20 protein-coding genes are annotated in these 20,794 nt (G+C 68.2%); 14 read left to right on the forward strand and 6 right to left on the reverse strand.

All coding sequences use genetic code 11. The annotated features are described in order from the left end of the window. Window positions 1-294: 294 nt before the first annotated feature. Window positions 295-744 (forward strand): NUDIX hydrolase, encoded by a 450-nt coding sequence (locus ACIA75_RS19375; protein ID WP_397105767.1) that lies wholly within the window; start codon window positions 295-297, stop codon window positions 742-744. On the opposite strand, the gene ACIA75_RS19380 is transcribed toward ACIA75_RS19375, so the two are convergent. Then, entirely contained in the window at window positions 732-1,796 is a 1,065-nt protein-coding gene (locus tag ACIA75_RS19380; protein WP_397105769.1) for a DMT family transporter, read from the reverse strand. The genes ACIA75_RS19375 and ACIA75_RS19380 overlap by 13 nt on opposite strands. Between ACIA75_RS19380 and ACIA75_RS19385 the strand changes: the two genes are divergently transcribed. Continuing rightward, window positions 1,795-3,201 carry a PLP-dependent aminotransferase family protein gene (locus ACIA75_RS19385; protein ID WP_397105771.1) on the forward strand — a complete coding sequence of 469 codons (1,407 nt, stop codon included), beginning with the start codon at window positions 1,795-1,797 and terminating at the stop codon, window positions 3,199-3,201. The genes ACIA75_RS19380 and ACIA75_RS19385 overlap by 2 nt on opposite strands. Before the next feature lie 129 nt (window positions 3,202-3,330). Here ACIA75_RS19385 and ACIA75_RS19390 read toward each other — a convergent pair whose 3' ends face one another. Further along, on the reverse strand, window positions 3,331-3,942 hold the full coding sequence (locus ACIA75_RS19390; protein WP_397105773.1) for an ATPase: 612 nt from the start codon (window positions 3,940-3,942) through the stop codon (window positions 3,331-3,333). Window positions 3,943-3,948: 6 nt separating this feature from the next. Beyond that, window positions 3,949-4,533, reverse strand: coding sequence for a peroxiredoxin-like family protein (locus tag ACIA75_RS19395; protein ID WP_397105775.1), 585 nt, complete (start codon window positions 4,531-4,533; stop codon window positions 3,949-3,951). Window positions 4,534-4,602: 69 nt separating this feature from the next. On the opposite strand from ACIA75_RS19395, the gene ACIA75_RS19400 reads away from it, so the two are divergent. Beyond that, window positions 4,603-5,211 carry a TetR/AcrR family transcriptional regulator gene (locus ACIA75_RS19400; RefSeq protein WP_397105777.1) on the forward strand — a complete coding sequence of 203 codons (609 nt, stop codon included), beginning with the start codon at window positions 4,603-4,605 and terminating at the stop codon, window positions 5,209-5,211. A 20-nt stretch (window positions 5,212-5,231) separates the two neighbouring features. Here the strand turns inward: ACIA75_RS19400 and ACIA75_RS19405 are convergent, their stop codons facing one another. After that, entirely contained in the window at window positions 5,232-5,456 is a 225-nt protein-coding gene (locus ACIA75_RS19405; protein WP_397105779.1) for a FitA-like ribbon-helix-helix domain-containing protein, read from the reverse strand. 280 nt (window positions 5,457-5,736) lie between these two features. Here ACIA75_RS19405 and ACIA75_RS19410 point away from each other — a divergent pair, with 280 nt between their 5' ends. The 5 genes from ACIA75_RS19410 (at window position 5,737) to ACIA75_RS19430 (ending at window position 11,506) form a co-directional block, all read left to right on the forward strand. Continuing rightward, window positions 5,737-6,909, forward strand: coding sequence for an aminoglycoside phosphotransferase family protein (locus tag ACIA75_RS19410; protein WP_397105781.1), 1,173 nt, complete (start codon window positions 5,737-5,739; stop codon window positions 6,907-6,909). 256 nt (window positions 6,910-7,165) lie between these two features. Continuing rightward, window positions 7,166-8,452, forward strand: a complete 1,287-nt coding sequence (locus tag ACIA75_RS19415) for a cytochrome P450 (RefSeq protein WP_397105783.1) — start codon at window positions 7,166-7,168, stop codon at window positions 8,450-8,452. Window positions 8,453-8,634: 182 nt separating this feature from the next. After that, window positions 8,635-9,804 (forward strand): acyl-CoA dehydrogenase family protein, encoded by a 1,170-nt coding sequence (locus ACIA75_RS19420; protein WP_397106692.1) that lies wholly within the window; start codon window positions 8,635-8,637, stop codon window positions 9,802-9,804. Between the two features lie 99 nt (window positions 9,805-9,903). After that, window positions 9,904-10,680 (forward strand): hotdog domain-containing protein, encoded by a 777-nt coding sequence (locus ACIA75_RS19425; protein WP_397105785.1) that lies wholly within the window; start codon window positions 9,904-9,906, stop codon window positions 10,678-10,680. Between the two features lie 145 nt (window positions 10,681-10,825). Further along, a complete protein-coding gene (locus ACIA75_RS19430; protein WP_397105787.1) occupies window positions 10,826-11,506 on the forward strand; it encodes a TetR/AcrR family transcriptional regulator in 681 nt (226 codons plus the stop codon). A gap of 114 nt (window positions 11,507-11,620) precedes the next feature. Here the strand turns inward: ACIA75_RS19430 and ACIA75_RS19435 are convergent, their stop codons facing one another. After that, entirely contained in the window at window positions 11,621-12,481 is an 861-nt protein-coding gene (locus ACIA75_RS19435; protein WP_397105789.1) for an SDR family oxidoreductase, read from the reverse strand. 146 nt (window positions 12,482-12,627) lie between these two features. Continuing rightward, window positions 12,628-13,041, reverse strand: coding sequence for a hypothetical protein (locus ACIA75_RS19440; RefSeq protein WP_397105791.1), 414 nt, complete (start codon window positions 13,039-13,041; stop codon window positions 12,628-12,630). Window positions 13,042-13,508: 467 nt separating this feature from the next. Here ACIA75_RS19440 and ACIA75_RS19445 point away from each other — a divergent pair, with 467 nt between their 5' ends. From ACIA75_RS19445 to ACIA75_RS19470, 6 genes are all read left to right on the forward strand, one after another. Continuing rightward, window positions 13,509-14,117, forward strand: coding sequence for a hypothetical protein (locus tag ACIA75_RS19445; protein WP_397105793.1), 609 nt, complete (start codon window positions 13,509-13,511; stop codon window positions 14,115-14,117). Beyond that, on the forward strand, window positions 14,114-14,842 hold the full coding sequence (locus tag ACIA75_RS19450) for a hypothetical protein (RefSeq protein WP_397105795.1): 729 nt from the start codon (window positions 14,114-14,116) through the stop codon (window positions 14,840-14,842). Before ACIA75_RS19445 ends, ACIA75_RS19450 begins: the two co-directional genes overlap by 4 nt. Window positions 14,843-14,927: 85 nt before the next feature. Continuing rightward, window positions 14,928-16,577: an alkaline phosphatase D family protein gene (locus ACIA75_RS19455; protein ID WP_397105800.1), complete on the forward strand. Its 1,650-nt coding sequence runs from the start codon at window positions 14,928-14,930 to the stop codon at window positions 16,575-16,577. A gap of 234 nt (window positions 16,578-16,811) precedes the next feature. Further along, on the forward strand, window positions 16,812-18,590 hold the full coding sequence (locus tag ACIA75_RS19460; RefSeq protein ID WP_397105802.1) for a GMC family oxidoreductase N-terminal domain-containing protein: 1,779 nt from the start codon (window positions 16,812-16,814) through the stop codon (window positions 18,588-18,590). A gap of 316 nt (window positions 18,591-18,906) precedes the next feature. Next, window positions 18,907-20,289 (forward strand): MFS transporter, encoded by a 1,383-nt coding sequence (locus tag ACIA75_RS19465; RefSeq protein WP_397105804.1) that lies wholly within the window; start codon window positions 18,907-18,909, stop codon window positions 20,287-20,289. Between the two features lie 22 nt (window positions 20,290-20,311). Beyond that, the gene (locus ACIA75_RS19470; RefSeq protein WP_397105806.1) at window positions 20,312-20,773 is read left to right on the forward strand and encodes a PaaI family thioesterase; all 462 of its coding nucleotides are present in this window, start codon (window positions 20,312-20,314) and stop codon (window positions 20,771-20,773) included. Window positions 20,774-20,794: the final 21 nt, after the last annotated feature.

Here is a 20,794-nt window from a genome sequence, read left to right on the forward strand (position 1 = left end):
TTCGTCACAGTGCCCGGGGTGCTAATCGTTCGCGTGCGCCCGTGTTCCGGGGCGCCGTTGAGAACCGTTTGTGGGCATGCCGAATTCCCTGGTCCGCAACCGTGTTCACCCGAATGGACCGGTCCGGCTCCCGGTAGCCGGTGAACTCCCTGCGTATGGGCCCGGCGCGAGCTGTGGAATCGCTCGACTCCGGTCAACGTGTGTAATGAGTAGGTCACGGCGCGGTAATATCGAGTAGTTCGTCCAGACAGTTTCGGGCGAGCCCCGCCCGATCGAAGGTTGGTGAGACCACCCATGTCGGTATCGATGTTCGACGAGACCCTGCCACGTGGTGAACAGGACGGGGTCGGGCTGCGGGTCGGCGCGATCATTGATCGGGGCGGTGAGGTCCTGCTGCTGGAACTGCCCAGTACCGGTCCGATTCGGCCCACCCGTAAGCTTCCCGGCGCCACCGTGGAACCGGGGGAATCGGTGGCAGGCGCGCTGATCCGCGGTGTGCACGAAGAAACCGGGCTCACGGTGACCGATATCCGGCATCACATCGGCGACTTCGACTATCTGTCACCCGCGGGTAAACCGGTGCGGCGGCTGCATTTCGCCGTCGAGGTGGAATCGCCCGGTCCGGTGGTACTGAGCGCCCACGCCGGCTACGTCTGGGCACCACTCGATGGTGACGGCCTGTCGGTCACCTCCTCCATCCAGAAGATCCTGGACGACTACCGCGAACTCGTCTATCCCCGGTAGCCCGACTGCCGGAGCGAGCCGGAATTCGATCCGGCGGCCGGTGCATCGCCGGTCACGGCAGCCTGAGCCCGTTGTGCGGAAATCGCATCGTCCGGGTAGTCGTGCCCCCGGCTCGCACCGGAAACCGGAGGCCGGCGCAGCCGGCTACGCACCGCGCTGCCGGCGCACGCGATCACCGCGAGGGCGCCGAGTGCGGTCGCCCAGGTCAACTGTTCGCCCAGCAGGAGCGCGGCCCAGCAGAGCGTGAAAACCGGCTGGGCGAGCTGCACCTGGCTGACCTGTGTCATCGGGCCGAGCGCCAGGCCGCGGTACCAGGGGAGAAAGCCGAGGAACATGCTCACCACGCCGAGGTAGGCGAACGCGGACCACTGCGCCGGAGATCCGGTCGGCGGCTGCTGGACCACGGAAATGCCCGTGAGCACGGCCATCACCGGTGTGGACAGGACCAGGGCCCAGGAAATGGTCTGCCAGGCGCCCAGTTCGCGGGCGAGAAGCCCGCCCTCGGCGTATCCGGCGGCCGCCGCGCCGACCGCGGCGAGCAACAGCAGATCGGACCAGCGCGGTCCGCCGAATCCGTCACCGCGGAACGCGGCGAACCCGACCGCGGCGAATGTCCCGGCCAGCGCGGTGAACCAGAAAGCCCGCGGCGGCCGCTCCCGTCCGCGCAGCACCGCCAGCACGGCGGTCGCGGCCGGGAGTAGTGCGATCACGACGGCGCTGTGACCGGCGGATGTCTCGGTGAGCGCGAAGGTCGTGAGCAACGGAAACCCGGCGACCACGCCCCCGGCAACCACTCCCAGCCGGATCCACTGCCCGCCGCGCGGCAGGCGCTGTCTGGTGAGCGCCAGCGCGGATACCGCCAGCAGGGTGGCCACGATCGCGCGTCCGGAGGCGATGAACAGCGGGGAGAGGCCGTCGTCGGCGACTGCGTATTTGGTCATCGGGACGGTGAACGAGAAGGCCGCCACACCGAGTAGTCCCCAGGCCGGGCCCGCCCACCGGGGCGATAGCGGAGTGGTGTCCGTTCCGATAGCGCTACTATGATCCTTCATGTCTGACGATAGCAGCTCCCGGATCGCCGCGGACCTCCGTGACTGGATCGCCGCGGCCCCGCCCGGCGCGCAGCTGCCGGCCACCCGCGCCCTGGTGACGCGTTATGCCGCGGGTCCGGTCACGGTGCAGAAGGCCCTGCGGATCCTCACCGCGCAGGGCCTGGTCGAAAGCCGGCCCGGAGTAGGGACGTTCGTCCGCACCGTGCGCGCCGCCCGGCCCCACGACTACGGGTGGCAGACCGCGGCGCTCGGCGCGCCGCGCAACCGGGTGACCCTGTTCAGCGCGCTCCGGACGGTCCCGAACGACCGCATCGCGCTGCACTCCGGCTACCCGGACCGGGAGCTGCTGCCCGAACGACTGGTCCGGAGCGCCTTCGCCCGTGCCGCCCGCGGCGACGCCGCGGTCAATCGCCCACCGAGCGGCGGTCTGCCGGATCTGCAGGCGTGGTTCGCCACCGAACTCGCGGCGGTGACACCGGCCGGGGTGATGCCGCCGTCGCCGAGCGATGTCGTGATCTTCCCGGGCAGTCAGAGCGGGCTCAATACGACCTTCCAATCGCTGGTCGGCTCCGGGCGGCCCTTACTGGTGGAATCACCGACCTACTGGGGCGCGATCCTCGCCGCGACTCGAGCCGGTGTACGGGTGGTGCCCGTCCCGAGCGGTACCGACGGGCCGCGGCCGGAGGATCTGGCGCGGGCATTCCGGCAGACGGGCGCCCGCGCGTTCTATGCCCAGCCACACTTCACCAATCCCACCGGCGGCCAGTGGAATCCGGAGAGGTCGGCGGGGGTTCTGGAGGTGGTTCGCGAGCACGGCGCGTTCCTGATCGAGGACGACTGGGCACACGATTTCGGTATCGACTCCGTGCCGATTCCGCTGGCCACCCGGGACGACGCGGGTCATGTGGTGTATCTGCGGTCGCTGACGAAGAGCGTGTCCCCGTCGGTCCGGATCGCCGCCGTCGTCGCCCGGGGACCGGCCCGGGAGCGGATCCTGGCGGATGCCCAAGCGGAATCCATGTACGTGAGCGGCCTGCTCCAGGCCGTCGCCCTCGATGTGGTGACCCATCCCGGCTGGCGGACGCATCTGCGCGCGCTCGGCCGTCAACTCGCCGGCCGGCGTGACCTCCTGATCACCGCGGTGCGCGACCACATCCCGGACGCGCATCTGGCGGTGGTACCGCGCGGCGGGCTGAATCTGTGGGTGCGGTTGCCCGAACCTGTCGACCTGCCCCGGCTGGTCCGGGATTGTGAGGACGACGGCGTCATCATCGCGCCCGGCGACGAATGGTTTCCCGCCGAACCGACGGGCGCCTTCCTGCGCCTCAACTATTCCGGCCCGAATCCGGGGGCCTTCCCGGAGGGCGCCCGGCTCATCGGCCGGGCGCTCGCGCGACAGCGGTAACAGGACTGCGGACGGCCCGGAAACGGTCGCGAGGACAGTTCGCGCGACCGGGCCGAGGTCGTGGATCGGGCCGGGCGAATAGAAACGGTGCCCCGGCACACCGCGTGCCGCCGCAGCTTCGGTACGTCGTCAGGCCTCCACGTGGTCCTCGACGAACACCTTGCGACAGGACGGGGCGCAGAACGCGTAATCGACCCCGTCGTGGGTGTAGGTGAATTGCGCGGTGGCCCATTCGACCTGCATTCCGCACGTGGGGTCGACGGTGAAACCCTCGGGGGCGGTGGGGCGGAGCCCGGATTCGCGGAAGTCCTGGGTCATCAGGCGGGTGAGTTCGGTACTGGTGGTGGAGTGGCCGAGCAGGCCGACACAGTGTTCGCGCAGACCGACGATCTGGACGACACAGTGGGGTTCGCGGAGCAGCCGGCCGGGGTCGGGTTCGGTGGCGGCGATCGCCTCGGTGATCATCGGGACGATGTTCTTGCCGAATTCCGGATCACCGCTCCAGGAGCCCGGCACCGTCAGCCGGACCAGGTAGCGCGGTGCGGAATCCGTGGTGGGACCGCCGGTGATCCAGGTCCGGGGCCGGTGCACCAGGACGTGGGTGAATTCGCGGGCCTTGCCCATGGTCTCGTCCGGCGCGGTGTCGTAGCCGGTGAGCGTCGCCAGAACGCGGTCGGCGAGATCGCGTTCGGCTTCGGCGTCGAGTTCGCGGCCGGTGACCGATATTTCGAGGGTCATCATGCTGGGTCAGTCCTTCGGTGAGGTGGTGGGGATCGGGCTGCCGGGTGCGCCCCGGCGGGTGGCGAGGGTGAGCAGGTCGTCGACCGACCACTGGTCGTCGGCGTGGGCGCCGTACTTCGCGGCCAGGACCGTGCCGTCCGGATGGATCAGGAAATCGGCGGGCAGACCCAGCCGGCCGCCGTCGGGCCGGGCCGGGGGAGCCGGTTTGTCGCCGCGACCGGACAGTTCGGCGCCGACCGCGCGGGCGATGGTGGTCCAGCCGCGTGGGTCCAGCAGGGCGCGGGCGCCGCTTTCGACGCCGAATTCGCGATACAGCTCCCGTTCCGGGTCGGCGATGAGGTCCAGGGGCAGGTCGGCGGCGTATCGGCGGAGCTCCTCGGGCCGGGAGTGGAAGAGCACCACCTCCCGGATGCCGGCCGCCCGGATCTCGTCCCGGCGGGTGACGACGGACCGCAGGTGCAGGGTGCAGACCGGGCAGCCGGCGAAACGCCGGAACTGCAGATGGGTCAGGAGCGTGGGATCGGGGACGGGTATCGGCTCACCGGTGAGGCTCGTCAGGGTGCGGGCCGGTACCGGGTTCGGCGGTGACATCGGATCTCCTTTAGGTGTACTACGTACGCTTACAGTCGAGTATCCGCGTATCCAGTACGCTGTCAATCCGTGCCCAGGCCGCGTTCCCTTACCGACGAGCAACTGGTCGGCGCCGCACTGCGGGTGATCGATCGCGACGGCCTGCCTGCGCTGACCATGCGCGCCGTCGCCGGAGAGCTCGGGATCGCCACCATGGGGCTGTACCGGTACGTCGCCGACCGGGAGGCGCTCGAAGTGCTCGTCGTCGATCATGTGTTCCGGACCGTCGACCTGACGCTGCCCCCCGCGAGCTGGACGGACCGTATCCGGGCGCTGATGGACCGATTGCGGATCGCCGTGGCCGAACATCCGGCCGTGGTGCCGCTGGTGCTCCGGCACCGGCAGGCCGCGCCGGGTTCACTGCGGTTGATCGAGACCATGCTCGCCGTACTCACCGAGGGCGGCTATACCGGTGTCGACCGGGTCGTCGCCCAGCGCACCCTGATCGATTATCTACTCGGGTTTCTGCAGAACGAGCACTACGCGGCGCTGTCGGGGACGGGCACGATCACCATGTCCGAACTGGCACCGGAGCAATTCCCGCACCTCGCCCGCACCGCGACCGACGCGCGGACGTTACCGCCCGGCGAGGAATTCCGGCGCGGGCTCGATGTCGTCCTGCGCGGTCTGGCCGGCTGACTCCCGGTATCCGCGTACGGTCACCGGGAGTTGCCCGGGTCCGGGTCGCGGTCATCGTCGGATGCCGCGGCATCGGGGCAGTTCCCGGACAGGATCGCGCCCAGTCGTGCCCGTTCGGGTGGCGTCACAGCCTCCTCGAGGATGGCCAATATTTCCGCTTCCGTGCTGCGGCCGTGGTTCGTCGCGCGTATCCGCAGGGCGCGGTAGATCTCGTCCGGTACATGTCGAACAGAGAGCGTCACCATGGAGTCGTCTTTCCTCGACGGTGGTCGGTAGCCCGATTATATTTCCGCCGGGTACGCGTTTCCGGTTCTGCCGGAGTCTCGTTCTGATATCGAGTCGCCTCATCTCACTCCGCCTCGCTGGGCCGGGGCGTGTCCGATACCGCCGATAATCCGAAAGACCTTCCGGCGCTGGGAATTATGGCGCAATATCGACACCTGTCGATGCGATAGGAAAGCCGGGCCGGATGGTCCGGCGCGGTGCGCGGTCGCGTGATGCGCGCATCCGGAAAGTGGGGCGAAGATGAATCACAAACTCTGGTTGCTCGGACGGCTGGTCGCGGTAGGCGGGCATATCGTCGGGGAGAAGATCACCGGGCATCGTGCGCGCACGATCGACGATGTGCCCGCGTCCGGTGCGGCACTGACTACGGAATGGCTGACGGCGGTCCTGTGCCGGGACGCGCCGGATGCGGAAGTGGTCTCGTTCGAGACCGACGGCGGGAGCAGCGGAACATCCACCCGGGTCGCGATCCGGGTGGCGTACAACGAGGCGGGGCGCGCGGCCGAGCTACCGGAGGCGCTGTTCGCGAAGACCACCACATCGCTCAGTCAGCGCATCCTGCTGGGTGGCGGCAAGATGATCGACGGCGAGACCAGGTTTTTCCGGGATTTCCGGCCGAAACTCGATATCCAGGCGCCGCTCGGCTATTGGGGGGCCTCGGATTCCGCGTCCTGGCGGTCGATCGCGTTGATGGAGGATATCGCGGTAACCCGCGGCGCGGTATTCAGCGAGCCCACCGAGCCGATCGGCCGCGCGGAGATGGAGGATCTGGTCCGCAACCTGGCGCGGTTGCACGGCACGTTCTGGGAGAGCCCGGCGATCGAGCCGCTGAAGACGACCAACGAGGCGCTGGCCGCTTACCTCGCGGCGATCGATATGAAAACCCGGTGCGGGGTGGGCCTCGAACGGGCGGCGGAGGTGGTTCCCGACGCGTTGCACGGACAGGCCGATCGGCTGTGGACGGCCGTGGAGCGGGCGGTGGACCTGGCGACTCGGGAGCTGCCGCACACTCTGCTCCACGGTGACCCGCATATCGGTCAGACCTACCGGACGGCCGAGGGGCGGATGGGGTACGTCGACTGGCAGGTGGTGATGCGTGGCGGCTGGGGGCACGACTTCGCGTACACCGTGAACTCCGGATGTGAGCCCGCGGACCGGCGTGCCTGGGCCGAGGATCTGCTGAGGGCCTATCTGGACGAGCTGTCCCGCGCCGGTGGTCGCGCCCCGGCCTTCGACGATGCGTGGCTGATATACCGGCAGCAGTCGATGTTCGCGTATGCGGCATGGGCATTCACGATCGGCCGGGCGGCCTATCAGCCGGAGATGCAGTCGCGGGAAACCTGTCTCACCTTGATGCGCCGGATCACCACAGCGGTGGACGACAACAAGTCGCTGGACGCGCTCGGCGTATGAGGCCCGGGGGCCGGGCGCCGGACCCGGCCCCCGTCCTGCGGGTGGCCGTTCCGGGCCCTCGAAAATGTGCGGACTGAACCAATGAATTCGCCGAAAAGTGCGGCTGTACAACATAATTAGAAGTTGAGCAGATACCCGGTCTATGTCATACCATCGCTTGGTTCCGGCTCGAGTCAGTTTTGCAGGAGGAGGCTCGAACCGGTGCCCGGCCGGTGGAAAACCATCGGTCCCGCTACCAGTGCATGGAGTTTGTCTCTTGACCGGACCGGACTACCGACCACATGTCCACGCTCCGATCGGACCCGGTTCGCCGGGCGATTTCGACGATCCCGGAGTCGCCCTTTACGGCCCGGAGTTCGCTGCCGATCCGCATCGGTTCTATCGGGCTATGCGCAGCCGCTACGGATCGCTCGCTCCGGTGGAACTGGCGCCGGGGGTGCCCGCCACTTTGGTGATCGGCTATTCGACGGCGTTACGAGTACTCAACGATCCGGACCGCTTCCCCGCGGACCCGCGTACCTGGCAGAAGGACGTTCCGGCCGGCTGCCCGGTCCTGCCGATGCTGGAGTGGCGGCCGATGGCCAGTCGCTGCGCCGGGCAGGAGTTCCTGCGCTACCGGCAGGCCATCACCGCCGCGGTCGACGAGGTCGATATGTATGCCATCCACTCCGTGGTGGAGAGCCTCGCCGGTCCGCTGATCAATTCGTTCTGTGCGGACGGCCGGGCGGAGCTGATCCAGCAGTATGTTTTCCCGCTGTCGTTCCAGGTGATCAACTATCTGCTCGGCAGCCCTCCGGAAATCGGTCAGCAGGTCGCCGCAGGCATCGCTGCCATGCTGGAGGGAGAGGATGCCGAAGCGGGCAGCCGGATGCTGGGTGAGGCCCTGATGAACCTGGTATTGCTCAAACACGAGGAGCCCGGCCGCGATATCACCTCGGTCCTGTTGCGGCATCCGGCCGAGCTCTCCGACGAAGAGGTCTCCCACCATGTGTCCCAGGTGTTCGGCACCGGGATCGAATTCGAACTGAACCTGATCGTCAACACTCTGCTGCTGATCCTCACCGACGATCGGTTCGGGGGCAGCGTGCTCGGGGGCAACCTGACCTCGCGCGACGCGTTGGACGAGGTCTTGTTCAACGACCCGCCGCTGGCCAATCTGCTGGTGACCTATCCGCGGATGCCGATTCTGCTCGACGATGTCTGGCTGCCCGCCCATCAACCGGTCGTGATCAGCATGGCCGCATGCAACAACGATCCCGCCATCCGGGCATCGGAATTGACCGGCAACCGCGCCCATCTGGCCTGGGGATTGGGTCCGCATGCCTGCCCCGCGCAGTCGCTGGCCTACATCATCGCGGAGGGCGCCATCGACCAGCTGCTGGACGCGCTGCCGGAGATGCGCGCGGAATTTCCCGGCGGTGAACCGGCCTGGCGGCCGGGCCCGTTCCATCGGTCACTGGCGGCCCTTCCGGTGACCTTTCCACCCGGGATTCCACTGGCCATGGAGGGGGATCCGTCCGCCCGTCCGGCTGTGCGTCAGTGACGGATGGTGGGTGCGGGACGTCCCGCGAAAGTTGAATCCGGATTCAACTTCGTTTACCGTCGGAGGCGTCGAACGCCCCGCCGCAGGCGCATCGAGCCGCGCCCCGAAGATCGGAGTTCCGAGTGGAACTGTTCACCTCGACCGACCGTGCTCGCGAATACCACCGGACCCTGCTCACGTTCATGGACGAATGTGTGTACCCGGCCGAACCGGTCTACGCCGAGCAGATGGCCGCGGCCGGCGATCCGCACCATCACCCGCAGATCCTCGAGGACCTGAAAACCGAGGCCAAGAAGCGCGGACTGTGGAATCTCTTCCACCCGCACGAAGAGTGGGGCCCCGGGCTGACCAACCTGGAGTACGCGCCGCTCGCCGAGATCATGGGTCGTAGCCCGGCGCTCGCCCCCGAGGCGTGCAACTGTTCGGCACCCGATACCGGGAACATGGAGGTGTTCACCCTCTTCGGCACCCAGGAACACAAGGAACGCTGGCTCGAACCGCTGCTCGACGGCACCATCCGGTCGGCATTCGCGATGACCGAGCCCGGGGTGGCCAGTTCCGATGCGACGAACGTCGAGATGCGGATGGAACGCGACGGCGATCACTATGTGCTCAACGGCCGGAAATGGTTCGCCTCCAACGCCATGCACCGCAATTGCAAGGTGCTGATCGTCATGGGCAAAACCGATCCGGAGGCGCCCAAACACCGGCAGCAGTCGATGATGGTGGTGCCGATCGACGCGCCGGGGGTCCGGGTCGTTCGCAACCTCCCGGTGTTCGGTTATGTCGACCGCGAGGGTCACGCCGAAATCGATTTCACCGATGTGCGGGTGCCGCTGGCCGACGTCCTCAAAGGGGAGGGCGAAGGGTTCGCGATCAGCCAGGCGCGGCTGGGCCCGGGCCGTATCCATCACGCGATGCGTGCCATCGGGATGGCCGAACGCGCCCTGGAACTCATGTGCGCCCGCGCCGAATCCCGCACCACCTTCGGCCGGAAGGTCAGTGAACGCGCCAATATCCGGGACTGGATCGCCGAGGCCCGGATCGATATCGAACAGGCACGGCTGCTCACCCTGAAAACCGCCTGGATGATGGATACGGTCGGCAACAAGGAGGCCCGGACCGAGATCGCCGCCATCAAGATCGCCGCACCGGTGATGGCGCTGCGCATCGTGGACCGCGCGATCCAGGTCTACGGCGCGGCCGGTGTCACCGAGGATTTCCCGCTGGCCAGCATGTACGCGCATCTGCGGACCCTCCGCATCGCCGACGGACCGGACGAGGTCCACAAGCTGACGATCGCCCGCGCCGAACTCGGCAAAGCCCGCGCCGCCGCCGAAGCCGCCGGCTGACGACGTAGCTCCGCCGCACGGCCCCGCCACCGGATACGTTGAATATGTCCGGTCGGCACCCGCCAGGCGCCGTCACGGACGCTCACGAGGAGGCAATCTATGACGGTCGAGACCGGTACGGAACCGCGGCGCCGGCGGCATATCCTGCTGGAACTGGGCTTTGCGACCACGCTGGTGGGTGAGGAACTGCACGGATCGGCGACGATCACCCCGCAGATGCTCGTGCCCGGTACCGAGCGGCTGCGCACGTCCGTGCTCGCCACCTGGACCGATACGGTGACCGGTCTGCTGGCCGCGCTCACCCTGGGGCCGCGGGTGCCCGTCACGCTCGAACTCGACGTGCATCTCTACCGGCCCGCGCCCGGTGCCGGTGAGGTGCGGGCGGTGGGTCGCAAGATCAAAGCGGGGCGTTCGGTCTTCGTCGCGGAGGTCGAGTGGACCGTCGACGGTGAACCCTTCGCGTTCGGCGGCGGGTCGTTCATGGTGTCGCCGAACGAGGAACTGCGGCTACCGGAGGAGCTGAGCATCGATATGCCGGTCTCCGACCGGTTGCTCGCCGTACCGCTGGCCGAGCGGGCCGGCTGCGAGCGGCGGGCTCCGGGAACCGCGGTGCTGCCGCGCACCGACGACGGGCTGAACGCCTCGCGCACGGTCAACGGGGGCCTCATCGCGCTGGCCGCCGAGGAAGCGATCCTGTCGCTGGCACCCGGCGCGACCCTGAGCACGCTCGGCCTGCGCTACCTGCAACCTGCCCGGGTGGGTCCGGTGGTCGCCGACGCGACCCTGCGGGCCGATGTCGGGCGGGCGACTCTGCGCGACGCCGGAAACGGCGACCGGATCACCACCTTGGCGACCGGCCGGCTCTTCCCGGCCTGAACGGCGGCTCGGCGGTCGGGCACACGGTCGCGTGCGATGTCCCGGGAGGCCGGACCGCGAAGCCGAGACCGAGACCCGCGGCGCCGCAAGTAAACACAGTTGTACGATCCAGCGATCCCAGACAATCGAGGACGGCGAGTAATCGGTGAATGCCCAGGAAGACAGCGCTTCTGCGGGCACAGCGGCCGATTCCGGACAGGGGTCGCCGACTGCCACCGCCCGCCCGGCCCCGAAGAGCCGGCGCGGTATCCGGACCCGTGCCGCTCTGGTCACCGCGGCGCGTCAGGTTTTCGAAGCGGATGGGTTCGTGGACGCCCGGATCAGCGATATCACCCGGACCGCGGGTGTCGCGTCGGGTTCGTTCTACACCTATTTCGACAGTAAGGAAGAGATCTTCACCGAGGTCGTCGCGCAGGTACGGGACGAGATGTTGCACCCGCACGTCCGGGCCCGGGGCGGTAGCGACGATCCGCGGGACTGGATCGCCGCCGCGAACCGCGAGTACCTGCGCTCCTATCGGCGTAATGCCCGGTTGATGGCGGCACTGGAACAGGTCTCCCGGGTGGATCAGCAGTTCGCGGCCCTGCGCGCCGAACGGGCCTCCGCATTCATCGACCGCAACGCGGCCCTGATCCGGGATCTGCAGGAGCGGGGCCTGGTCGCCACACAATTGGACGCGCGGGTGACGGCACTGGCGCTGTCGAGCATGGTCAGCCGGATGGCGTCCCTGGTTTTCGTCGAGGGCGAGAAGATCGGTTTCGAAACGCTGCTCGACACGTTGAACTGGATCTGGTTCAACGCCCTGCGATTGCCCGGCGCGCAGTGAGGTCGTGCGGGGCACCGCTGTCCGGGCGCGGAGTCGAGTTGCGCCCGGGGTATGGGCCCGGCGCGGGCCGCCGTGGACCGGCATGAGTGTTCGGGCCGCCCGCGCCCGGGATTCTCACCCGTTGCGGGTGACGGCGAATCCCCGGAACTTGCGCAGATAACCCACGATCCGGCGCAGCGGGACGGCGCGCGGCCAGTCGTCCGGGCGGAAGTAGGCGTCGGTGCCGCCGTCGACGAAAAGTATGCTGCCGCAGAGGAACTCGGCTGACGGGGAAAGCATCATGCAGACCCAGTCGGCGATGTGCTCGGGTTTGCCGAAGCCGCCGGTGGGCACCGGGAAGGCTTCGACGGCCTTGGCTTGTGTGGCGGATGCCAGCTGGCTTTCCAATAGCGGGGTGAGTATCGCGCCCGGGGCGATGACATTGAGCCGGATACCGGCCCCGGCCCATTCCGGGCGGACGGCGTGGCGGCGCACCCAGCGGCTCACCGCGATCTTGGACGCCGCGTAGACGAACGGCGCGGCCTGCCGGCCGAAGATCTTCACGCTCCGCACGGCGCGGTCGGTGTCACCGGCCAGGAAGGCTTTGACCGTCCGGCCCGGGACCGCGGGAACCGTGGTGGAGGAATTGCTGCCGAAGGCCACCACGCGCGCGGCGCCGGTCGCGGCCAGCGCCGGTCGCCAGCCCTCGAGCAGATCGACCACGCCGAGATAGTTCACGGCGGCGATCATCGGTAGCCGGGCAGGATCGGGTACCGGTCCGAGGCCGGCAGCCAGGACGGCGCCGTCGAGCCGGCCGTCCGCCGCGGCGAGAACGTCGTCGATCGCGTTGCGCCGGCCCGCGGCGGTGGAGAGGTCGGCGACGATATCGGTTTCCTGGATATCCACGCCGATCACCCGGTGTCCCTCGGCGGTCAGCTTGTCGGCGACCGCCCTGCCCATACCCGAGGCCGCTCCGGTCACCGCGTAGACACCCATCCGAAATCCCTTCGTCCGACCCGGCCGACGCGCCGGGCGATTTCGTCGGAGTCTGTCAAAAGTCCGGAGTCTGTCAAGAGCGCTGGAACCCTCGCAGTCGGGTTCGTGCCCCTGCGGCAAGGGGACGGGTGGGCCGGCGGCCGAGGTCAGAACGGCAGGTGCACGTGTTCGGGCAGGGTGAAGCAGATGATGCCGAAGTCGTATCCGGTTGCGACATTCACTGTGGTGGAGGCGCCGTCGGCGGAGACGGTATGCCTACCGGTGACGGCCGGGCTCCAGTCGGCGCTGAAGACTCCGGGCTCCTCCTCCTCGACCGGCCCGAAGGTGCCGCCGGATTGCCCGTTCACCTGATCCACGAAGGTGACCGCGTCGCCGGGCGCGCCGGTGGCAGTCACCGTGTAGGTGCAGTCGACGCCGTACTGGACGAAGCCGAGGCCGAACCCCCCGTAGATGGCGACGTCGGTGATGGTGGCGGAGGCGGTGGCCGGCAGGCCGAAAACGGCTGCCGCGGCGAGCGCGCAGGCGGTGAGCCCGGATCGAATACTTCCCGCAGAGTTCATGGCCGGCTCCGGTCGTCTCGGCAGTGCATCGGACACCCTGATAAGTAGTGCAGCACTTCCGGAACGCCGGGCACAGACCCCTTCGGTCACGAAGCGTGTGCGCGGGTCACGAATCGGGTACTGATTGCGCAGTGGATCGCGACATTCGGGTGCACGTGTAACGGATGCGGGCCCGCTCATGAATAACGGTGCGTAAATGTTATCGGGCAGTACGGATAGCCGGGCGAATGCTGACGGCCCCGTGGATCCCCTGCGGAAGATATCGCAGAAGCGTATAACCTTTGCACCGGGGAGTCCGGGTGAATTCCACTCGCGAAAAGCGGTTATTCTGTAGCAATTTAAATGACGAATATTCCTGTTAAATTCCGATATGCATCTGGACGCCGAATATCGGTATGGTCCTGTGCGCGAAGTGAAATCGCAGCCACCCGGGTTCGGGAGGTCCCCGTGAGAAGGAATAGAGCGTCATGAAGTTCGGCACTTTCGCCGCAACCGCACTTCTGTCCGTCGCCGCCGTCGGTATGTCGGCCGCGACCGTGCATGCCGAACCGGCCGCGCCGGCCCCGGTGCTCGAGAGCGAGGGCGTCGACCAGGGCGTTGCCTACGAAACCAGCGTCGATCAGCGGACGCAGACCATCACCACCGAGGTGGAGAACGGTCTGTTCGAACTCGCCCCCGACGGCACCAAGGCGATCCTGAAAGCCGTCAGCGGCGCCGTGGTGGCCGAGCTGCCGCTGCAGTACGAGGTCTCCGGCAGCGAAGTGGCTGTGGCACACGAGATCAGCGAGGACGGCGCCACTCTTGCGCTGACCCCCACCGTGACGGCCGAGAACATCGGTGAGATGCGGCCGGTCAGCTCGATGACCCGGCTCACCGCCGAACTGGAGAAGAACGTGACCGGCGTCGCGGTCGGCGCCGTGCTGGGCGGTCTGCTCGGCGCACTCGTCGGCCTCGGCTTCCTGAGCATCCTCACCGGGCCGATCGGACTGGTCGTCGGCGGGATCGCCGGTGGTTACATCATGGGTGGGCAGTCGTTCGGTGACGCCGTGACGGCGGTCCTGCGCGGCGAGCCGTGACCGAACCGGTACCGGGTGAGGGTGGCGGGCAGCCGCCGCTCTCGCAGCAAGAAAAACGCGCCCGGGTCGGGGCCACCGCGGCGGCCATCGCCATTGCCGCCGTGGTGACCTCGATCGTGCTCGGTATCGGTATCGCCGCGCTCATGGCCACCGCCGGTGGCGACGACCAGGCCACCGAGGACCTGGCCGTCCCGAGCACCGAGGGCACCACCGCGGTCGCCGGTACGACCGCGACCCCTGCCGCTCCGGTGGCGCCGCCGCCGGCCTCGGGGGCGCCCAGCGCACCTCCCACCACCACGACAGTGGTGCTGGGTACGGCGGGTGAGGCCAACAAAGAGGCGAAGGAGGCCCCGCCGAAGGTCGAGGTGGTAGCCGGGGAATGTGTGAGCGGATTCGGCGAGAAGGAAGTCACCGAAGCGTCTTGCGGTAGTGCGGAATCCCGCTACAAGGTGTCCGCGGTCGGCCCGGCGGGAACGGCCTGCCCCACCGACTCCGATTCCAGTCACACCATCGCCGACACCACCCTGTGCCTCGATATCGACTGGGTGGTGGGCAGTTGTGTCGACGTCTCGGGCGACGAGCCGCAGCGCACCGAATGCGCCCCCGGTGGGGTGCAGGTGATCAGCATCCTGCCGGATACCAACAGCGTGAACGCCTGCCCGTCGGCGGATAGCGGTTTCGCTTACGACCAGCGCCGTTTCGTGGTGTGCTTCGCCGACCTCTAGTCCGCGCCCGGCCGGTCGGTATCGTCCCGGCCTGTCGCCGCCGCGCCGCGCTGCCGGGTATCCCGGCCGCGGGATAATCTGAGCTATGGACCTGTCCCGTCGCGCACTGCTGCACACGGGTACGGCCGGTGCCGTCGCGGTATTGGCCGGAGCGGGCCTGGTGAGCAGTGCCCCGTTCCGGGCCCCGCGCACGCTGGGCGATCCGTTCACCCTGGGCGTGGCCTCGGGTGATCCACTACCCGACGGTGTGGTGCTGTGGACGCGACTGGCTCCTGACCCCTTCGCCCCCGACGGGCTGGGCGGGACCGGGCGGGCGCCCGTCACTGTTGACTACGAGGTCGCCGAGGACGAGCAGTTCCGCCGGATCGCCGCCCGGGGGAGTACGGTCGCCACCCGGGAACTGGGCCACAGTGTGCACCCGGAGGTGCGGGGTCTCGCCCCGGATCGCTGGTATTTCTACCGGTTCCGAGCGGGTTCGGCGATCTCGCCGGTGGGCCGCACCCGGACCGCCCCGGCTCCGGGAGCACGGGTGGATCGGCTCCGCTTCGCGTTCGTTTCCTGCCAGCACTGGAGTTCCGGTTACTACACCGCGTACCGGCATCTGTGCGACGAGGATCTCGAACTGGTCGTGCATCTCGGCGACTACATCTACGAAATGGAATGGGCCCGTGGCCGGGTGGGGGCCGCGATACCGGACACCCTGCGCGCGGAGGCGGCCGACCTCACCGGATATCGGCTCCGGTACGCGCAGTACAAGGCCGAACCCGAACTGCGGGCCGCGCACGCGCTGTTCCCCTGGGTCTGCACCTTCGACGATCACGAGATCGACAACAACTGGGCCGGTTTCGAGCCGGGCGCCGGTATCGATATCCACCTGCTGCCCGCGCTGTTCCGACGCCGCCGCGCCGCCGCCTTCCAGGCGATGTACGAACATCTGCCACTCCGGATCGAACAGTTGCCGTCGGGGCCCTACGCCCGGATGCACCGCCGATACACGTTCGGCGACCTCGCCGACCTCACCATGCTGGACACCCGCCAGTACCGCTCGCCACTGGTCTGCGGCGACGGCGCGAACCTGGTGGTGGACTGCCCGGACCGTTTCGCCGCCGACCGGACGATCCTGGGCGGCGAGCAGCGTCACTGGTTGATCGACGGTCTCACCCGGTCCCCGGCACGGTGGCAGATCCTGGGCAATCAGGTCGCCATGGCGCAATCGGATTACGACCCCGGCCCGGCGGTGGCGGTGGGGACCGACGCCTGGGACGGTTACGTCGCCGACCGCGACGCGGTACTGGCCGCGGCCGCTGCCCGCGGCCGCGGCGATCTGGTGGTGCTCACCGGCGACCGGCACGAGAACTATGTGGTCGATATCCGCGGGAACTACCGCGACCCGGACGCACTGGTCGTCGCCACGGAATTCACCGGGACCTCGATCACCACCGGCCGCGACGGCGCCGATCTGACCCCGCGCGGCCGGACCTTGCTGGCCGCCAATCCCGATATGAAGTTCTTCAACGGCCAGCGCGGCTATGTGCGGGTGGCGGTTGATCACGACCTGTGGCGCAGCGATTTCCGGGTGGTGCCCTATGTGCGGGAACGTGGCGCGCCGGTGACCACCCGCGGCAGCTTCGTCGTCGAACACGGCGTGCCGGGCGCCCACGCCGCCTGGGACCCGGGACAGGAGCAGGCGGGAGGGGCGCAGGCTTCGGAAGAGGTCGAAACGGCCGGTCGCTGACCGGTTGCGCGGCCGCGGTCGAGTGCGCGCGTCGCCCGGTCGGTGGTCGAGTACGGGGCGGAGCCGGCGACTCGGACGGGCTGGAGTGCGAGGTGAGGCGCCGGTGACCCGGATGCGCGACACTGGCTCGCGACCAGTTCGAATCCCGATTGCGGCGGAGGTTGGCCGGAATTGCCGATTTCGTGTCCGCGGGTATGTTCCCACCGGGGTGACCCAGGCCATAGTCTCGGAAGAATGTCCAGTTCCGCAACAGGGCCCAATGCTGGGCCCGGCCAGACCTTCGACTACGACGTGCTCGTCATCGGCTCCGGCTTCGGGGGCAGTGTGAGTGCCCTGCGGCTGACCGAAAAGGGGTACCGGGTCGGCGTGCTCGAGGCCGGCCGCCGCTTCGCCGACGACGAATTCGCGAAAACGTCCTGGCGGGCCAGGCAATACCTGTGGGCGCCCTATCTCGGGTGCTTCGGTATCCAGCGGCTGGCGCTGTTGAAGGACACCTTGATCATGGCCGGGTCCGGGGTCGGCGGGGGCTCGCTGGTCTATGCGAACACGTTGTACGAACCGCCGGAGAAATTCTTCCGCGACGGCCAATGGGCGCACATCACCGACTGGAAGGACGAGCTGGACCCCTACTACGACCAGGCCAAGCGCATGCTGGGCGTGACCACCAACCCGGCGACCACCCCCAGCGACCGGGTGCTGCACGAGGTCGCCGAGGAACTCGGGGTGGCCGATTCCTATCAGCGCACGCCGGTCGGGGTGTTCTTCGGCGGTCCGGGCGCCCGCCCCGGCGAGGATGTGGCCGACCCGTACTTCGGCGGCGTGGGCCCCGCCCGGCGCACCTGCACCCACTGCGGTGAATGTATGACCGGCTGCCGCCACAACGCCAAGAACACCCTGGTGAAGAACTACTTGTACCTGGCCGAGCGGGCGGGTGCGACGGTGCATCCGCTGTGCACCGTCACCGATGTGCGGCCGCTCCCGGAGGGTGGATACGCGGTGCGGACCGTGGCGACGGGCCGCTGGGTGCGGAAGAAGCGCACCACCTTCACCGCCGAACAGGTGATCTTCTCGGCCGCTTCGCTGGGGACGCAGCGGCTGCTGCACAAACTCCGCGATTCGGGGTCGCTGCCGAATATCTCCGATCGTCTCGGGTTCCTCTCGCGCACCAACTCCGAGGAGTTGCTCGCGATCCGCAGCCGCGACAAGAACAGCGATTTCACCAAGGGCGTGGCGATCACTTCCTCGATCCATCCTGACCCCGACACCCATATCGAACCCGTGCGCTACGGCAAGGGCAGCAATGTGATCTCGCTGATGGGCAGTGTCATGGTCGACGAGGAGCCGGGGGTCTCCAAACGCCGGTTGTGGCTGCGCGAGATGTGGCGCAGCCGTCGCGATCTCCCGCATCTGCACAATCCGCGCGGCTGGTCGGAGCAGATGATCGGCCTGCTGGTGATGCAATCGGTGGACAACTCGATCACCACCTACACCAAGCGCGGTCTGTTCGGGCGCAAGATGACCACCCGGCAGGGCGAGGGCGCCCCCAACCCGACCTGGGTCCCGGCCGGTCACGAGGTCGGACGCCGGGTCGCGGAGAAGATCGACGGTATTCCGGGCGGGGCCAGCAGCAGCGTGTTCAATATCCCGATGACCGGTCATTTCATCGGTGGTTGCGTGATCGGCGACAGTGCCGAATCGGGTGTGGTGGATCCCTACCACCGGCTCTACGGTCACCCCGGCCTGCATGTGATCGACGGTTCGACCATTTCGGGCAATCTGGGCGTCAACCCGTCACTCACCATCACCGCGCAGTCCGAACGGGCTGTCGCGCTGTGGCCGAACAAAGGCCAAGCCGACCCCCGGCCGCCGCTGGGATCGTCGTATCGGCGGATCGCGCCGGTCCCGCCGGTTGCCCCGGCGGTGCCCGTCTCGGCGCCGGCCGCTCTGCGCCTGCCGCTGGTGGAGGTGAAACACCGCGCGCGTCCGGAGGCCGTCGCGGAGCAGTCGCGCTGATCTGTCCTGCGGTGGCGCGGGCGCCGTGGCCTCGGGGTGCCGAGCGGCATTCGCGGGGCCTCCCGGCGACCTCGTGGGCCGATGTTCCCGGTGCGTCGCAAGCCCACAACCGCGACCGTGTGAGTGCCTTCACTTAAGCTGGGAAGTAGCTGGTCGGAGCCGTTGCGCGGGTGGGTCCGGAGCGGGTCTGCGTTTACCCCCGGAAAATCCCGGGTAACGGTTTGTAGTCGATACTCGCCGGAACCCGGTCGCCGGCGGGCGCGACACCACAGGTCGGCCGGGCCGACATGGCCGCGCACGCCGGAGAGGACTGACCGTGACGGAGCAGCAGCCGGAAGCACCACAGTTCGAGAAGCAACCAGAAGTGGTGCCACTGGAACAGCAGCCGGAATCACCACATCTGAAGAGGTCCGTAGCGGCCTCGGCAATGGGTAATGCCACCGAATGGTTCGACTACGGCGTCTACGCCGCGACGGCCACCTACTTGACGGACGCATTCTTCCCCGGCGACCTCGGCACCCTGGGCACCATGCTCGGGTTTGCGATCTCCTTCGTCCTGCGCCCGGTGGGTGGCATGGTCTGGGGGCCGCTCGGTGACCGAGTGGGCCGCAAAGTGGTCCTGGCCACCACCATCCTGCTGATGGCCGCCGCTACCGGCCTGATCGGTGTCCTGCCGACGCACGGCCAGGTCGGGGTACTCGCCCCAATTCTGTTGATCCTGCTGCGCGTGGTGCAGGGCTTCTCGACCGGTGGCGAATACGGTGGCGCCGCCACCTACCTGGCGGAATGCGCCAGCGACAAGAAGCGCGGTTTCTTCGGCAGCTTCCTGGAGTTCGGCACGCTCGGCGGGTTCGTCGGGGGTTCGGCGGTCGTGCTGCTGTGCCAGTTGATCCTCGGTACCGACGCGATGCACGACTGGGGCTGGCGGATTCCGTTCCTGATCGCGATTCCGCTCGGTGCCATCGGCTGGTATCTGCGGACGAGGCTCGACGAATCGCCGGTGTTCACCGAGGTGAACGAGAAAGAGCACCCCGACAGCGGGCTGCGGGTCCTGCTCACCACCTACTGGCGCGAAGTACTGATCCTGGGCGGCCTGGTCGTCGCGCTGAACGTGGCGAACTACACGCTGCTCACCTACCAGCCGACCTACCTGCAGAACACCATCGGCCTCGGGGAGTCCACCACCACCGCCATGATGCTGGTCGGCCAGGTGATCATGATGCTGTGTGTGCCGTTCTTCGGCCGCTTGTCCGACCGGGTCGGCCGTCGGCCACTGTGGTTGTTCTCGCTGGTCGGGCTGGCCGTATTCGCGATCCCGATGTACTGGCTGATGGGCGTGGGCACCGGCTGGGCGATCTTCGGCTTCGTGGTGCTGGGCCTGCTGTACGTCCCGCAGCTGTCGACAATCAGCGCGACCTTCCCCGCCATTTTCCCGACCCATGTCCGGTACGCGGGTTTCGCGCTGGGTTACAACCTGTCCACGGCCGCGTTCGGCGGTACCGCGCCGCTGGTGAACGAGGCGGTGATCGAGGGCACCGGGTGGACGCTGTTCCCCGCCGTCTACATGGTGGGTGCCGCCCTCGTCGGCCTGGTCGCCTGGGCGTTCCTGCGGGAGACCGCCGGTACCTCGCTGCGCGGAACCGAGGTACCCGACGCCGCCGATCCGGAACCGGCCGAGCCGAAACAATCCGTCGCATGACCCCGGAAGGGCCGGCCCTGTGATGAGTGACACCCGCACCCCGCCCATCGCCGAGATCGTGAACTCGGCGCTGGAGCAGACCATCCCGGTGGCCCACCGGATGGGCGTGCACGCCGAGGAGGTGCGGCGCGGCTACGCCGCGGCCACCGTGCCCGTCGAGGGCAACGGCAATCATTTCGGGGTCATGTACGCCGGGGTGCTGTTCACGGTCGGCGAGATCCTGGGCGGCGCGATCGCCGTGGCGAGCTTCGACACTGCGAAGTTCTATCCGCTGGTGAAAGATTTGCGGATCGCGTTCCGGAAGCCCGCCACCACGGCGGTGCGGGCACAGGCGACGCTGGACGAGCCGGAGATCGAGCGGGTCGCCGCCGAGGCCGCCGCGAACGGGAAGGCCGATTTCACCTTGCGCGCGGTGCTCACCGATGTCGACGGTGTGGTGGTCGCCGAGACCGAGGGTTTGTACCAGCTGCGCGCACACACCTGATCCGAGCGCTACCCGGCGAGC

It is taken from the genome of Nocardia sp. NPDC051750, assembly GCF_044453135.1.
Classification (GTDB): Bacteria; Actinomycetota; Actinomycetes; order Mycobacteriales; family Mycobacteriaceae; genus Nocardia.

Excerpts from the sequence above, each read along its gene's own strand:
- ACIA75_RS19375 (WP_397105767.1), top strand. The coding sequence starts at position 295 with ATGTCGGTATCGATGTTCGACGAGACCCTGCCACGTGGTGAACAGGAC.
- ACIA75_RS19385 (WP_397105771.1), top strand. The coding sequence starts at position 1,795 with ATGTCTGACGATAGCAGCTCCCGGATCGCCGCGGACCTCCGTGACTGG.
- ACIA75_RS19380 (WP_397105769.1), bottom strand. The coding sequence starts at position 1,796 with ATGAAGGATCATAGTAGCGCTATCGGAACGGACACCACTCCGCTATCG.
- ACIA75_RS19390 (WP_397105773.1), bottom strand. The coding sequence starts at position 3,942 with ATGATGACCCTCGAAATATCGGTCACCGGCCGCGAACTCGACGCCGAA.
- ACIA75_RS19395 (WP_397105775.1), bottom strand. The coding sequence starts at position 4,533 with ATGTCACCGCCGAACCCGGTACCGGCCCGCACCCTGACGAGCCTCACC.
- ACIA75_RS19405 (WP_397105779.1), bottom strand. The coding sequence starts at position 5,456 with ATGGTGACGCTCTCTGTTCGACATGTACCGGACGAGATCTACCGCGCC.
- ACIA75_RS19410 (WP_397105781.1), top strand. The coding sequence starts at position 5,737 with ATGAATCACAAACTCTGGTTGCTCGGACGGCTGGTCGCGGTAGGCGGG.
- ACIA75_RS19420 (WP_397106692.1), top strand. The coding sequence starts at position 8,635 with ATGGACGAATGTGTGTACCCGGCCGAACCGGTCTACGCCGAGCAGATG.
- ACIA75_RS19425 (WP_397105785.1), top strand. The coding sequence starts at position 9,904 with ATGACGGTCGAGACCGGTACGGAACCGCGGCGCCGGCGGCATATCCTG.
- ACIA75_RS19435 (WP_397105789.1), bottom strand. The coding sequence starts at position 12,481 with ATGGGTGTCTACGCGGTGACCGGAGCGGCCTCGGGTATGGGCAGGGCG.
- ACIA75_RS19440 (WP_397105791.1), bottom strand. The coding sequence starts at position 13,041 with ATGAACTCTGCGGGAAGTATTCGATCCGGGCTCACCGCCTGCGCGCTC.
- ACIA75_RS19445 (WP_397105793.1), top strand. The coding sequence starts at position 13,509 with ATGAAGTTCGGCACTTTCGCCGCAACCGCACTTCTGTCCGTCGCCGCC.
- ACIA75_RS19455 (WP_397105800.1), top strand. The coding sequence starts at position 14,928 with ATGGACCTGTCCCGTCGCGCACTGCTGCACACGGGTACGGCCGGTGCC.
- ACIA75_RS19460 (WP_397105802.1), top strand. The coding sequence starts at position 16,812 with ATGTCCAGTTCCGCAACAGGGCCCAATGCTGGGCCCGGCCAGACCTTC.
- ACIA75_RS19470 (WP_397105806.1), top strand. The coding sequence starts at position 20,312 with ATGAGTGACACCCGCACCCCGCCCATCGCCGAGATCGTGAACTCGGCG.